Source organism: Rhodococcus sp. WY5 (assembly GCF_018588185.1).
Classification (GTDB): domain Bacteria; phylum Actinomycetota; class Actinomycetes; order Mycobacteriales; family Mycobacteriaceae; genus Rhodococcus_F; species Rhodococcus_F qingshengii.
In genome coordinates this window covers 586,515-599,729 of sequence record NZ_JAAMPR010000001.1, presented here as the reverse complement: position 1 = coordinate 599,729, position 13,215 = coordinate 586,515, and the positions used below count along the sequence as shown (strand labels likewise).

Here is a 13,215-nt window from a genome sequence, read left to right as displayed (position 1 = left end):
CGTACACGATCATCGACAAGGAGGTGATCCGATGCTCTGGTACATCGGTCGCCGAGTGCTTCAAATGATCCCGGTTTTTCTCGGGGCCACTCTTCTGATCTACGCCATGGTCTTCCTGCTTCCCGGTGATCCGATTGCCGCGTTGGCGGGCGACAAGGCGCTCAGTCCGGCTGTGGCAGCACAGCTTCGGGAGCGCTACCACCTCGATCTCCCCTTCTATCAGCAGTACCTGCTGTACCTGAAGGGCATCTTCACGCTGGACTTCGGCACATCGTTCTCCGGACGACCTGTCAGTGAAGTTCTGGCACAGGCATTTCCGATCACGATGAAACTTGCCTTCATGGCACTGATCGTCGAGACCGTCTTCGGTGTCGGCTTCGGCCTCATCGCCGGCCTGCGTAAGGGCGGATTCTTCGACAGCACCGTCCTGCTGTTCAGCCTCGTTCTCATCGCCATCCCGATCTTCGTGATCGGCTTCCTGGCTCAGTTCTTCATCGGCGTCAAATGGGGCATCGTCCCGCCGACGGTCGGTGGCAACACCAGCTTCACCAATCTCCTGCTCCCCGCCCTGGTTCTGGGTTCGGTCTCGTTCGCCTACGTACTGCGACTGACCCGAACGTCCGTGGCGGAGAACCTGAGTGCCGACTACGTGCGCACTGCCACCGCCAAGGGACTTTCCCGTGGACGAGTGGTTCGCGTGCACGTGTTGCGCAACTCGCTGATCCCCGTGGTCACGTTCCTGGGCGCCGACCTCGCAACGTTGATGGGCGGCGCCATCGTCACCGAGGGCATCTTCAACATCAACGGCGTCGGCGGCACGATCTACCAGGCCGTGACCAGAGGTGAAGCGCCGACGGTGGTTTCGTTCGTCACCATTCTCATCGTGATCTACCTGATCGCAAATCTGCTCGTCGACCTCTTGTACGCCGCGCTCGATCCGAGGATCCGCTATGTCTGAGACCGTGAAGACCGGACGCGCCGTCCGGCAAAGTCATTTCGTGGCACCGCCCGAAGTTGCGGCACCCGGGGAGACGGACGCCGTCAAACTCGATCAGGCGCCGACCAGCATGTGGACCGATGCGTGGCGCGACCTACGCAAGCGCCCCCTGTTCATCATCTCGACGATCATCATCCTCGCGGTCATCGTCATCGCAGCGTTTCCGAGCTTGTTCACGAGCACCGATCCGCGGTTCTGCGACCTGACCTACAGCATGCAGGGGCCGACCTCAGGGCACTGGTTCGGTTTCGACCGCCAGGGCTGTGACGTGTACTCGCGCACCATCTACGGTGCTCGCGCATCCGTACTCGTGGGCGTCGGTGTCACTGCGTCGGTGCTGGTGATCGGCGTGATCTTCGGTGCGCTGTCCGGTTTCTACGGCGGATGGACCGATTCGATCCTCTCCCGTGTCGCCGACATCTTCTTCGGCATCCCGCTGATCCTGGCTGCCATCGTCCTGATGCAGCTGTTCACCGATCGCACCATCTGGACCGTCGTCGGCGTCCTGGCACTGTTCGGTTGGCCGCAGATGGCACGAATTGCTCGAGGCGCGGTGATCTCGGCGAAGAACAACGACTACGTCATGGCTTCGGAAGCGTTGGGTGTCTCGAAGCTCAAGACACTGATCCGCCACGTCATCCCGAACTCGTTGGCGCCCATCATCGTGGTGGCCACCATCTCGCTCGGCACGTACATCGTCGCCGAGGCGACGCTGTCCTTCCTCGGTATCGGACTTCCGTCCACCGAGGTTTCGTGGGGCGGCGACATCAGCAACGCTCAGGTGACGCTGCGTCAGGGATCGACCATTCTGTTCTACCCGGCAACGGCTTTGGCGATCACCGTCCTCGGATTCATCATGATGGGTGACGCTCTGCGCGACGCCCTCGATCCCAAGTCGCGGAAGCGGTGAGCACGATGACCACCAAGGAAACTCTCACCTCGGAGGAAACTCCGTTGCTCGAGATTCGTGATCTCGAGGTGTCGTTCCAGTCCAATTCCGGTCCGGTCCCGGCAGTTCGAGGCGTCAGCCTGACCGTGTATCCGGGTCAGACGGTCGCCATCGTGGGCGAATCGGGTTCCGGTAAATCCACCACCGCGCACTCGATCATCAATCTGCTTCCCGGCACCGGCAAGGTGACGGCAGGCGAGATCATCTTCGACGGCAAGGACATCTCGAAACTTTCGGAGAAGGACTTCGTCCACATCCGGGGCAGCCAGATCGGTTTGGTTCCGCAGGACCCGATGTCGAATCTGAATCCCGTGTGGAAAGTGGGCTTCCAGATCGAGGAAGCTCTGGCCGCCAACGGGATCGCCAAGGGCAAGGCAGCCAAGGTTCGGGCCGCCGAACTGCTCGAGGAGGCAGGACTCGCCGAAGCCGAGAGCCGGTTGGGGCAGTACCCGCACGAGTTCTCGGGCGGTATGCGTCAGCGCGCACTCATCGCGATCGGGTTGTCCGCTCGTCCGAAGCTCCTGATCGCGGACGAGCCGACGTCGGCGCTCGACGTCACCGTCCAGCGTCAGATCCTCGACCACCTCGACGGTCTGACTACGGAACTCGGCACCGCCGTTCTGCTCATCACCCACGATCTGGGGTTGGCCGCCGAGCGTGCCGAGCATCTGATCGTGATGAGCAAGGGTCGTATCGTCGAATCCGGTCCGGCACTGGAGATTCTGAAGCGCCCGCAGCATCCGTACACGCAGAAGCTGGTCGCTGCTGCGCCGTCGTTGGCATCGAAGCGGCTCAGCTCGTCGGTGGCACGCGCCGAGATTCGCGAACAGGCGGAAGAGGTCGCCGAAGCGGTGAAGGCCGAGGAAAGTACGGCAGAGTCCTTCGGCAAGGCGACCGACGACGTTCTTGTCGTCGATCATCTGACCAAGGTGTTCAAGCTGCGCAAGGGTTTCCGCAAGACCACCGACTTCACAGCCGTGAACGACGTGTCCTTCAAGGTCCGCCGCGGAACCACAACGGCGATCGTCGGGGAATCAGGTTCCGGTAAGTCGACGGTCGCGCAGATGGTCCTCGGTCTGCTCGAGCCCACCGCAGGCAACGTGGTCTTCGACGGTCAGGACGTGGCGAAACTCGGTGCGAAGGAAACCTTTGCATTCCGTCGCCGAGTGCAGCCGATCTTCCAGAACCCTTACGGCACGCTCGACCCGATGTACTCGATCTACCGCACGATCGAGGAGCCGCTGCGTACCCACAAGGTCGGGACCAAAGCCGAGCGTGAGGCTCGCGTCCGCGAACTTCTCGACAAGGTGGGTCTACCGCAGTCGGTCATGCGTCGGTTCCCGAACGAACTCTCCGGTGGACAGCGTCAGCGCGTCGCGATCGCGCGAGCACTGGCCTTGCAACCGGAGGTCGTGATCTGCGACGAGGCGGTCTCCGCTCTCGACGTGCTCGTGCAGGATCAGATCTTGACCCTGCTCAACGACCTGCAGGCAGAGTTCGGGTTGACGTACCTCTTCATCACGCACGACCTGGCCGTGGTTCGTCAGATCGCGGACAACGTGTTGGTGATGTCGCGTGGCTCGATCGTCGAATCGGCACCGATCGACGACGTGTTCGGTAATCCGCAACAGGACTACACCCGCAAGTTGCTCGACGCGATTCCCGGTGGGTCCATCAAGCTGGGAAGCTGACGCAACAGGTAGGTAGGCAAGTCCGCAGAGGGGCTGCAAGGGTACCGTCGTTGATCGTGACGGACCCCTTGCAGCCCCTCGTCGATCTTCCAGGCGTACGCGCCGCCGCCGATCATGCGCGCGACGCTCTGGGTGAGGTTCATCGGCACAAGACCAACCGTCGCGGTTGGCCCACCACTGCCGCCGAAGCCGCGGTTCGTGCCGCGCGCGCTTCCGCATCGCTCGCCGGTGGCACCACCGAATTGCCGACCGAGGGCATGGCCGGTGACCCGATTCTCGCGGGTGCTCTGCGCGTGGCTCAGGCTCTCGACGGCGACAGCCTTCCGCTCATGGAGTCGACGTGGAAGCGCGCCCCACTTCAGGCTCTGGCCCGGCTGCACCTGTTGGCCGCGGCGGATCTCGTCGAGGACGCGGATCAACTGGGGCGGCCACGGTCGGATCGCGGAGTGGGGGAGCGGTTGGACGCTCTCGCCCAACTCGTTACAGGCGGAACCAGTGCACCGGCACCTGTTCTGGCGGCCGTCGTTCACGGAGAACTCTTGGCGCTGAGCCCGTTCGGCACCGCTGACGGCATCGTCGCCCGCGCGGCCTCGCGTCTGGTTGCGGTCTCGTCGGGGCTGGATCCGCACAATCTCGGGGTACCCGAGGTCAGTTGGCTTCGGCGGCCACAGGCGTACACGGACGGCGCGGCAGGGTTTGCTTCGGGAAATCCGGCGGGCGTCGGCAGCTGGGTGATTCTGTGCTGTGGTGCTCTCGAAGCCGGTGCGCGAGAGGCGACTTCGATTGCCGACGCCGCTACCGGATAGTCCGGCAAATTCCGCCTGTCGGAACATAACGAACGGGCGGCGCTGCCGATAAATCGACTTCGCCGCCCGTCAGCACGGACTACTCGTTACCAAGCGTGCTCGGTGGGTTGTGTGGGTGGCCTCGGCGAGGGATCGCGCTTTCTGAGGTCGTCCCCGCAACCTGTGCGGGGTCCTCGCTCAAATTGAACGAATCTCGCAGGCCCACAACGCTTCTGCCCTTATAGTGGCTTGTGCTCCGCGTGGGTGCCCTAGTGCCCGTGCTAGGAATTTCGGTTGGGGAAACGGTCCTTCTCTTCCGAGCCGTTCCTGGCCTTCCGTTCTTCCGTAACTCCTTTGTACCCTGTGTCCGGGCTCACAGCAAGTACCAATTTTTGTTTGTGGGCCTTGGATTTCAGCGTTTCCGGCGCAGTAGCCCGAAGGTCATGGCGCCGGCCACCAGAGCTGCGATTCCCACCGCAGCGGTAGTGGCCACCGTGGTCGTGGACTGGGCCGACAATCGGGCACGAAGTGAGACCGGATTCGAGAAAGTCAGTATGGGCCAACCGTTTACGGCTGCTTCCTTGCGCAACGCTCGATCGGGGTTGACTGCGGTCGGATGTCCGACAGCCTCGAGCATGGGTAAATCCGTCACCGAGTCGGAGTAGGCGTAACTGGCGGCGAGGTCGTAACCGTACTCCGCGGCGAGTTTTTCCATGGCTTCGACCTTGCCGGGGCCGTAGCAGTAGAAGTCCACCTCGCCGGTGTAGTGGCCGTCTTCCTCCCTCATCGACGTCGCGACGGAATGGGTGGCGCCGAGGGCGCGGGCGATCGGTGCGACGATCTCTTCACCCGAAGCAGACACGACGATGACGTCGTGTCCACGCAGCTTGTGATCTGCGATCAGATCGGCCGCCTCGGCGAAGACGAGTGGATCGACGATGTCGTGCAGAGTCTCCGCGACGACGGCCTTCACCTGTTCCACGTCCCAGCCCGCACACATCGCCGTCAGATGCTCGCGCATGCGCTCCATCTGATCGTGATCGGCGCCGGACAGTAGAAACAGGAATTGCGCATAGCTGCTCTTGAGAACCGAGCGTCGATTGATCAGACCCTGTGCGAAGAATGGCTTGCTGAACGCCAGGGTGCTCGACTTCGCGATGATCGTTTTGTCCAAATCGAAGAAAGCGGCTGTCCGCCCGGTATTCAGTCCGTTCGCAGGCTTGTCGGTCACAGGATTGAGGATAGTCCGACAGGCGGTTCGTGTGCTCTTCGGCAAGCGTCCTCTTTCGGCGAAAAACAGCAGTTCAGTGCAGCTCAGGCTTGCATTTCTCGCCGATGGCGGGTGTAAGATCGTTGCTGTTCGATTCGTTCGAACTAGTTCAGCCCGACCCCCCGGGGCTGAACTCAGACGGCCCCCGCCTCCTCCCCCCATTGGCGGGGGCCGTCCTCTGTCTCAGGCCTGTTTCTCCCCAACCTCCCAGTTGTCCACAGGGTTGTTCGGCCCACTGTTTTCGGTGCCGGTGCTCGTTCAGGCTCTGCAGTCATGAACACGACGATCAGCTCTCAGGAAACCGGGGCTCCCATTCTGGTTCTCGTCGACGACGCGAAAATCCTCGCGAGCGTGCGACGCGTCGCTGCCGCGGTGGACCGCCGGCTGGACGAGGCCGAACATCCCGTGTCCCGGCAACAGTGGAACCGGGCCTCGGCGGTGGTACTGGACGCGTCGGCGGCGCGAGATGCTCTGGCTCGTTCCCCCAAACGAACGCGAGTGTTCCTCGTATGCGACGGCACACCGACCGTCGACGATTGGAAGAGCGCCACCGCGATCGGAGCCGACAGCGTTCTGTCCTTGCCCGAGGAAGAGAACGCGCTGGTCGCAGTTCTGGCCGATCACGTAGACGTCAGTGGTGACGGCACCGTCGTGAGCGTGGTGGGTGGTTGTGGCGGCGGCGGAGCCTCGGCAACTGCTGCGGCTGTCGCGTTGACGTCGGCGGCACGTCACGTCCCGACGCTGTTGGTGGACGTCGACGCACTCGGTTCCGGCGCCGACGTGCTGTTGGGTATCGAGACTGCTCCCGGATTACGTTGGGGTGCACTGACCGTCGAGTGCGGGCGGTTGTCCCCGGAGGCGCTGCGCGATGCACTGCCGGCAAAGGGAAAGTTTCTGAGGGTTCTGGCGAGCAGTCGCCGGGAGATCGACGGTCCGACAGTGACCGCCGTTCGCGCCGTGCTTGACGCAGGTCGCAGTTCCGGCGGGCTCGTGGTCTGCGACGTGCCACGTCATCCCAGCGAGGTAGGTCAGGCCGTGTTGGAGATGTCGGATTCGGTGCTCGTGGTGGTTCCGGCCACCGTGGCCGCATGCGTCGCGGCCGAGAAGGTCGGAGCCTGGGTGGTGCGACACAACTCCAACGTCGGGCTCGTCGTGCGTGGGCCGGCACCGGGAGGCCTACGCGGCGCCGATGTGGCAGACATGCTCGGCCTGCCCCTGACGGCCGTGATGCGCGGCCACCGATCGCTGGCGCCGATGCTCGAGCGTGGTGGCCTCGAATTGACCCGCGGTTGTCCGTTGAGTGTGGCGGCAACAGCGGTACTCGACGCCGTCGAATCCGGCACACGCCCGCGCAGGGCTGCGGCATGAGTGCGTTGGTCACGGCCGAACTGCTCGACCGAGTTCGCGAGCGATTGACGGCGTCGTCGGTCGCCGAGCCGACGGCGGCCACCGTTGCCGATGCCGTGCGAGCCGAGTCCTCCGGCGTTCTGGCGGACACGGATCTGTTGGAGGTCGTCAGGGTGCTCCAGACGGAACTGACAGGCGCGGGGCCGCTCGAACCTCTACTGCACGAACCCGGGGTCGCCGACGTACTGGTGACCGCGCCGGATCAGGTCTGGGTGGACCGCGGGGTCGGCCTCGAAAGGTCGGGGGTCCGGTTCACCGACGAGGCAGCCGTGCGTCGACTGGCGCAGCGGTTGGCACTGTCGGCAGGTCGACGCCTCGACGACGCCCAACCGTGGGTCGACGGCCGCCTGCGGGGCGTCGGCGACGGGCACTTCGGGGTACGACTTCATGCCGTACTCGCACCCGTGGCCCAGGGTGGAACCTGCGTGTCACTGCGAGTGTTGCGGCCCGCGACCCAGGGTCTCGACGCCCTGTCCGCCCACGGCGCCGTGGAACCGGACGCGCGGGAGCTCCTCAATCGCATCATTTCTTGTCGCTTGGCTTTTCTGGTGATCGGCGGGACCGGTGCGGGAAAGACCACGTTGTTGTCCGCCATGCTCGGCGCGGTCGACCCGCGCGAGCGAATCGTCTGTGTCGAGGACGCGGCCGAACTGGCGCCGCCGCATCCGCACGTCGTCCGCCTCGTCGCCAGAGCTCCCAACGTCGAGGGCGTCGGAGAGGTGACGGTGCGCGATCTGGTTCGGCAGGCACTACGAATGCGTCCCGATCGCATCGTCGTCGGTGAGGTCCGCGGCGCAGAGGTGACTGATCTGCTCACGGCGATGAACACCGGCCACGACGGCGGCGCCGGCACCGTTCACGCCAATTCTCCCGAAGAGGTGCCGGCCAGACTCGAGGCGTTGGCGGCGCTCGGCGGGATGGATCGCCACGCGTTGCACAGTCAACTTGCCGCGGCAGTTCAAGTGATCCTGCACGTGCACAGATTGGCTGACGGATCGAGGCGTCTCGAACAGATCGGTGTCATCGACCGCGGTGCGGACGGGTATGTACGAATCATGCAGGCGTGGCCGGACGGCGGTTCGGGTCGTGAGCGGCTCGAGCGGATGTTCCGGCTTCGCAATCGAGAGGTCGGGACGTGACGGTTTCCCTCTTGGCCTTCGCGTTGGCGGTCTCGATTGCGCCGGTGCGGGATTCACGTGCTCGGCTCGCTACGTACACCCCGAGCGTCCGCAAGTCCTCCCGGCAGATTCCGTGGCAGTTCGTCGCCGCATTTCTCGCGATTTCGGCCGCGTGGATCCTCGGAGGTCTTCCGGCAGGGTGTGCGGCTGTCGTCCTCGCCGGGACCCTGATCCTCCGTGGCCGACGCGCGAATGCAGCCGAAACCCGGGATCTCTCACAGAAGATGCTGCTCTTCGGTCTGGAGGTGCTGATCGCCGAGCTGAGCGTCGGCGCGCATCCTGCAGCGGCCAGTTCTGTTGCAGGCGAGGAATGTACCGGAGAAGTGAGTGCCGTATTCCGTTCCGCTGGGGCCAGGGCGCGTCTCGGTGGTTCTGCCGCAGCGGCCTTCGCGGTACCGGATTCGTGCATCGAGCGTGAGTTCTCCCGCATCGGATCCGTCTGGCGGGTCGCCGACCAACACGGGCTGGCACTGGCGGAACTACTCGGCGCCGTCCGGACGGACATGTTGGGACGTAGACGCTTTCGTCAGCGTACCGAGGCCGGGTTGGCGGGCGCTCGGGCGACCGCTGCGGTGTTGGCCTTTCTCCCGCTGTTGGGGATCGGTCTCGGGCAATTGATGGGTGCTTCGCCGCTGCGCGTGCTGTTCGGAGGTGGGCTCGGCGGCGTGCTCCTGGTGATCGGAACCGCTTGTGTCTCAGCTGGTCTGCTCTGGACCGACCGGATAACTGCGAAGGTCACGTCGTGAGTTGGGCATCCGTGGCGATGATGGCGTTGGCGTTCGCGATCATTCCCGCTCGTCGCGGTGCTTCGGCCAGGGCGGCAGAAATTCTCTTCGCGGACACAACATCAGAAGATTCGGTTCCAGTCCCGGACAAGCCGGATCCACTCGCAGTTGCCGCAAGTCTCGACCTTCTCGGGGCCTGCCTACGAGCGGGGCTTCCCGTCTCCGCCGCGATCACAGCGATGGCGTCGACGGCACCGAAACCGATGGCCGACTCGCTTCGTCGCGTCGCCGACCTTCTGGCGCTCGGTGCCGATCCCGACGCCGCGTGGAGCGAAGCCGCTCTCGATCCCGATACCGAGGCGCTCGCCAGAATGGCTCGGCGTTCCGCCCGTTCGGGTTCGTCGCTGTCCTCGTCCATGGCCGAACTCGCCGAGCGCAGTCGAGGTGACGCCGAGGATCTTGCTGCTGCCGCAGCCGAACGCGCGGGAGTGCTGATCAGCGGTCCACTCGGGCTGTGTTTCCTGCCGGCGTTCATCGCCTTGGGCATCGTCCCGGTGGTGATCGGGCTTGCCACGACTGTGCTCGGTAACGGCCTGCTGTGAGCCGGATCCGAGTGAAAGCTCCTGCGGCAGAAGTGCTGCCACAGGTTTCGATTGAAGGGGGAGAAATGATTTCGAAGACGTTGAGGACGGTGTCGGCCAGATTTGCGCTGTTGGTTGCCGAGGACGACGGCATGTCCACCGCGGAGTATGCGATCGGCACGATTGCGGCTGCCGCATTCGGTGCCGTCCTGTACACGGTTGTCACTGGCGACTCCATTGTCTCGGCGCTGACAGGCATCATCGACAAGGCGCTCAAGACAGCTGTGTGATGTTGTCCACGAGAGGTATTCGGCAAGCCGACGACGGCGCCGTGACGGTGGAGGCCGCGATTGCTCTGGCTTCGATCGTCACGGTGGTCGTGCTGTGTGTCGGTGGAGTCCTGGCGGTGTCGATGCAGGTTCGGTGTGTCGACGCCGCTCGTGAGGCCGCGCGGTTGGTGGCACGTGGTGATCGTGAGTCTGCGGTCGCCACGGCCCGCCGGATCGCACCCGAAGATGCGTCGATCTCGGTGGAGATCGTGGACGGTTTTGCCGTTGCCGTTGTCAGCGCCGAGAGTGCGTTGCTGCCGTTGGTCGACATCTCTTCCGAGGCGGTGGCAGCTGTGGAGTCGGAAGTGGAGGAGGGGTGAACCTACGTGACGACGAAGGTGTTGCCACGGTTCTGGCGTGCTGCGGTCTGGCAGCGATCGTGATGTTGACCGGTGGGATGCTGCATGTCGGTTCCGCAGTGGTGGCTCGGCACACGGCTCAGTCGGCCGCTGATCTTTCGGCTCTCGGCGGTGCGGGCGCCTTGGACGGCGGCGACGAGTCGGCGTGTGAGATGTCCGCGGTGATCGCGGAGCGGATGCGCACGGTGCTCGAGGAGTGCGAGGTGCAGGGTTGGGATGTATTGGTCGAGATACGCGCACCGGTGTTGTTGTCGGGCTTCGGGATCGGGGATGCGCAGGCTTACGCGCGTGCGGGTCCGGTCAGCTGATGGTGTCGATGACGGCGGTCAGAACCTTGACCGCGCCGTCTTTGTCGAGTGGGTCGTTTCCGTTGCCGCACTTGGGTGAATAGACGCAGGACGGGCAACCGTGAGCGCATTCGCAGGAGAGTATGGCGTCGCGCGTCGCGGTGAGCCATCGGGACAGTTCGCTGTGCCCTCGGTCGGCGAACCCGGCGCCGCCGGCATGACCGTCGTAGACGAAGACGGTCGGGAGTCCGGTGTCCGCGTGCATCGCGGTGGACACTCCGCCGATGTCTCCGCGGTCGCAGATCGCCACCAGTGGCAGCAGGCCGATTGCGGCATGTTCGGCGGCATGCAGTGATCCGGGGAACCGTTCGGGCGGGACCCCGATGGATTCGAGGAGTTCCGGCGTGACCGTGTACATCACTGCCCTGGTGGGCAAAGTGTGTGCGGGCATGTCGAGTTCGATCGAGTCGAGGACTTCACCCGAAGTCAACCGTCGTAGGTACCCGACGACTTGATGTGTCACCTCGACCTGGACGAGAGCGACGGCGATGTCGCCGTAGTTCTTGTGCTCGAGTTGTTCGGTGATCGTGATTTCGGTGGTCTCGCGAGCCGAGGTGGTCCAGTCCGGATTCTCGGTGTGCACCAGTGCGAGTCCGACGTCGAGGTCCAGTTCGTCGACGACGTAGGTCTCGCCTTGATGGATGTGCACGGCGCCGGGATGAACTGTGGCCGGAGCGCGGCCCGCGTCGACAGTGCCCAGCATCCGGCCGGATTCACCGTCGACAATGGCCACCTGAGTTCCGATGCCGCCGCGAATGTCCAAAGAGCCGTGGGGGTTCGAATCGGCGGTGACGAACCATCCGTGCTTTCGGCGCCGGATCTTGCCTTCCTCGGACAGTCTCGTCAGAACCTCGAGAGCCCCGAACGCGTCCACCTCGGCATCGGAAAGTGGGAGTTCCATTGCAGCGCAGAGAAGTTGTGGTCCCAGGACGTACGGATTTCCGGGATCTGTCACCGTCGCCTCGACTGGTTTGTCGAGTACCGCTGACGGATGGTGAACGAGGTAGGTGTCGAGTGGATCGTCGCGGGCGATCAACACGACGAGTGAACCCTCACCGCGTCGCCCGGAGCGACCCGCTTGCTGCCAGAACGAGGCGACGGTGCCCGGGAAGCCTGCCACGACAACGGCGTCGAGGCCTGCGATGTCGACGCCGAGCTCCAGTGCGTTGGTGGTGGCTGCGCCCAGCAGTGTGCCGTCGGCGAGTGCAGCTTCCAGTTCGCGTCGGTCCTCGGCCAGATATCCGGCGCGATACGACGCGACTCGCTCGGCGAGGTCCGGGTCCACCTCGGCGAGTAGACGTTTGGTGGCCATCGCGGTCAGTTCGGCGCCGCGGCGGGAGCGGACGAAGGTGAGAGTGCGGGCGCCTTCGATCATGAGGTCGGCCATGATCCGCGCGGCTTCCGCGCCCGCGGGACGTCGTACCGGGCTACCGTTTTCGCCGGTCAATGCCTCCAGTAGCGGTGGTTCCCACAGTGCGACGGTGCGTGGGCCGTGCGGCGATCCGTCTTCCGTGACCTCGGTGCAGTGTGCGCCTATGAGCCGCGAGGCCGCCGCGCCGGGATCTGCTGTGGTCGCGCTGGCCAGAATGAAGGTGGGTTCGGCGCCGTAACGGGCTGCAATTCTGCGTAATCGCCGGATCACGAGCGCGACGTTGGATCCGAAGACTCCCCTGTAGGAGTGGCATTCGTCGATGATCACGTATTTCAGGTTGCGGAAGAAGTGTGCCCATCGCTGATGGGTTCTGAGCAGAGAAATGTGGATCATGTCGGGGTTGGTGAAGAGCCAGCGTGAGTTCTCACGTGCCCAAGTGCGGAGTTCCTGCGAGGTGTCGCCGTCGTACGCACTGGCGTTCGTGCTGCGAAGTTCGACGTCGAAGTCGGTGAGGGACAGCACTGCTCGCAGTTGATCCGAGCCCAGCGCTTTGGTGGGGGAGAGGTACAGGGCAGTTGCGAGCGGATCGGTCGCCATGGCCGTCAGCACCGGGAGTTGGTACGCCAGTGACTTACCCGACGCCGTACCGGTGGCCACGACCACGTGTTTTCCCTCGTGAGCGAGGTCGGCGGCCTCACTCTGGTGGATCCACGGGGACCGCACGCTGTGCTCGGCGAGCGCACGTACGACGCTGGGGTGCACCCACTCCGGCCATTCGGTGAACTCGGCTACGCGAGCAGGTAACTGCGCGGTGAACATCAGTGGTTTTTCGCTTCCACTGACCCCGGCGACGACCCGATCGAGCAGCATCTGCCCGTAGGTCTCGCCAGGCTTCCCTCCCGGGGCGGGGATCGGGGAAGGTGCGTTCACGTGACTCTCCGGGCTCGGCGTTGGGGTGTGGCGGCAATCGGAAACTGTCGCTACCTGCAGTTTTGATGATACGCAACGGTCGGCGGTCTTGGTGGAACCGGGTGCTCGGCGCGCGCGCGGGAAACCACGATCGTGGGCTGTTTTTCTCGTAGCGAACTTTTAACGTTTTTAGTTCCCTTTTCGACTGTTGTGCACGCGGAGAACATGGTTGACTGACAATCGGTCGCAGCTTCTGTGTTCGTAGGCTTGAGAAAGTGCACGCTCGCAGGATCGTTGTTGCGGGCGCGGTGCTCTG

The 13,215-nt window shown here is 64.1% G+C and carries 13 protein-coding genes; 11 read left to right on the top strand and 2 right to left on the bottom strand.

Annotated features, from left to right (window positions below; all coding sequences use genetic code 11):
* Window positions 1–31 precede the first annotated feature (31 nt).
* From G4D79_RS02680 to G4D79_RS02665, 4 genes are read left to right on the top strand one after another with little or no spacing between them, the layout of a single operon-like run.
* Window positions 32–958 carry an ABC transporter permease gene (locus G4D79_RS02680; protein WP_007732434.1) on the top strand — a complete coding sequence of 309 codons (927 nt, stop codon included), beginning with the start codon at window positions 32–34 and terminating at the stop codon, window positions 956–958.
* Window positions 951–1,907 carry an ABC transporter permease gene (locus tag G4D79_RS02675; RefSeq protein ID WP_019746638.1) on the top strand — a complete coding sequence of 319 codons (957 nt, stop codon included), beginning with the start codon at window positions 951–953 and terminating at the stop codon, window positions 1,905–1,907. Before G4D79_RS02680 ends, G4D79_RS02675 begins: the two co-directional genes overlap by 8 nt.
* Before the next feature lie 5 nt (window positions 1,908–1,912).
* A complete protein-coding gene (locus G4D79_RS02670; protein WP_099696931.1) occupies window positions 1,913–3,637 on the top strand; it encodes an ABC transporter ATP-binding protein in 1,725 nt (574 codons plus the stop codon).
* 56 nt (window positions 3,638–3,693) lie between these two features.
* The gene (locus G4D79_RS02665) at window positions 3,694–4,443 is read left to right on the top strand and encodes a hypothetical protein (RefSeq protein ID WP_003946100.1); all 750 of its coding nucleotides are present in this window, start codon (window positions 3,694–3,696) and stop codon (window positions 4,441–4,443) included.
* Window positions 4,444–4,834: 391 nt separating this feature from the next.
* Here the strand turns inward: G4D79_RS02665 and G4D79_RS02660 are convergent, their stop codons facing one another.
* A complete protein-coding gene (locus tag G4D79_RS02660) occupies window positions 4,835–5,653 on the bottom strand; it encodes an HAD-IB family hydrolase (RefSeq protein WP_003946123.1) in 819 nt (272 codons plus the stop codon).
* 312 nt (window positions 5,654–5,965) lie between these two features.
* Between G4D79_RS02660 and ssd the strand changes: the two genes are divergently transcribed.
* The 7 genes from ssd (at window position 5,966) to G4D79_RS02625 (ending at window position 10,579) form a co-directional block, all read left to right on the top strand.
* The gene (ssd, locus tag G4D79_RS02655; RefSeq protein WP_099696744.1) at window positions 5,966–7,060 is read left to right on the top strand and encodes a septum site-determining protein Ssd; all 1,095 of its coding nucleotides are present in this window, start codon (window positions 5,966–5,968) and stop codon (window positions 7,058–7,060) included.
* Window positions 7,057–8,238 (top strand): TadA family conjugal transfer-associated ATPase, encoded by a 1,182-nt coding sequence (locus tag G4D79_RS02650; protein ID WP_003946116.1) that lies wholly within the window; start codon window positions 7,057–7,059, stop codon window positions 8,236–8,238. The genes ssd and G4D79_RS02650 overlap by 4 nt, the downstream gene beginning before the upstream one ends.
* Window positions 8,235–9,023 carry a type II secretion system F family protein gene (locus G4D79_RS02645; protein WP_099696743.1) on the top strand — a complete coding sequence of 263 codons (789 nt, stop codon included), beginning with the start codon at window positions 8,235–8,237 and terminating at the stop codon, window positions 9,021–9,023. The genes G4D79_RS02650 and G4D79_RS02645 overlap by 4 nt, the downstream gene beginning before the upstream one ends.
* Window positions 9,020–9,604, top strand: coding sequence for a type II secretion system F family protein (locus tag G4D79_RS02640; RefSeq protein ID WP_064689114.1), 585 nt, complete (start codon window positions 9,020–9,022; stop codon window positions 9,602–9,604). Before G4D79_RS02645 ends, G4D79_RS02640 begins: the two co-directional genes overlap by 4 nt.
* A 65-nt stretch (window positions 9,605–9,669) precedes the next feature.
* Window positions 9,670–9,873, top strand: coding sequence for a DUF4244 domain-containing protein (locus tag G4D79_RS02635; protein ID WP_007732448.1), 204 nt, complete (start codon window positions 9,670–9,672; stop codon window positions 9,871–9,873).
* Complete coding sequence (locus tag G4D79_RS02630) at window positions 9,873–10,232, top strand: TadE family type IV pilus minor pilin (RefSeq protein WP_099696742.1); 360 nt, start codon at window positions 9,873–9,875, stop codon at window positions 10,230–10,232. Before G4D79_RS02635 ends, G4D79_RS02630 begins: the two co-directional genes overlap by 1 nt.
* Window positions 10,229–10,579, top strand: coding sequence for an Rv3654c family TadE-like protein (locus G4D79_RS02625; protein WP_099696741.1), 351 nt, complete (start codon window positions 10,229–10,231; stop codon window positions 10,577–10,579). The genes G4D79_RS02630 and G4D79_RS02625 overlap by 4 nt, the downstream gene beginning before the upstream one ends.
* On the opposite strand, the gene G4D79_RS02620 is transcribed toward G4D79_RS02625, so the two are convergent.
* Complete coding sequence (locus G4D79_RS02620; protein ID WP_030535671.1) at window positions 10,572–12,860, bottom strand: DEAD/DEAH box helicase; 2,289 nt, start codon at window positions 12,858–12,860, stop codon at window positions 10,572–10,574. The two genes, G4D79_RS02625 and G4D79_RS02620, sit on opposite strands and share 8 nt — an antisense overlap.
* Between the last annotated feature and the right edge of the window lie 355 nt (window positions 12,861–13,215).

Bases quoted from the DNA above. Each gene is read 5' to 3' on its own strand.
- G4D79_RS02680 (WP_007732434.1), top strand. From the start codon at position 32: ATGCTCTGGTACATCGGTCGCCGAGTGCTTCAAATGATCCCGGTTTTT.
- G4D79_RS02675 (WP_019746638.1), top strand. From the start codon at position 951: ATGTCTGAGACCGTGAAGACCGGACGCGCCGTCCGGCAAAGTCATTTC.
- G4D79_RS02670 (WP_099696931.1), top strand. From the start codon at position 1,913: ATGACCACCAAGGAAACTCTCACCTCGGAGGAAACTCCGTTGCTCGAG.
- ssd (WP_099696744.1), top strand. From the start codon at position 5,966: ATGAACACGACGATCAGCTCTCAGGAAACCGGGGCTCCCATTCTGGTT.
- G4D79_RS02650 (WP_003946116.1), top strand. From the start codon at position 7,057: ATGAGTGCGTTGGTCACGGCCGAACTGCTCGACCGAGTTCGCGAGCGA.
- G4D79_RS02635 (WP_007732448.1), top strand. From the start codon at position 9,670: ATGATTTCGAAGACGTTGAGGACGGTGTCGGCCAGATTTGCGCTGTTG.
- G4D79_RS02630 (WP_099696742.1), top strand. From the start codon at position 9,873: ATGTTGTCCACGAGAGGTATTCGGCAAGCCGACGACGGCGCCGTGACG.
- G4D79_RS02620 (WP_030535671.1), bottom strand. From the start codon at position 12,860: ATGCTGCTCGATCGGGTCGTCGCCGGGGTCAGTGGAAGCGAAAAACCA.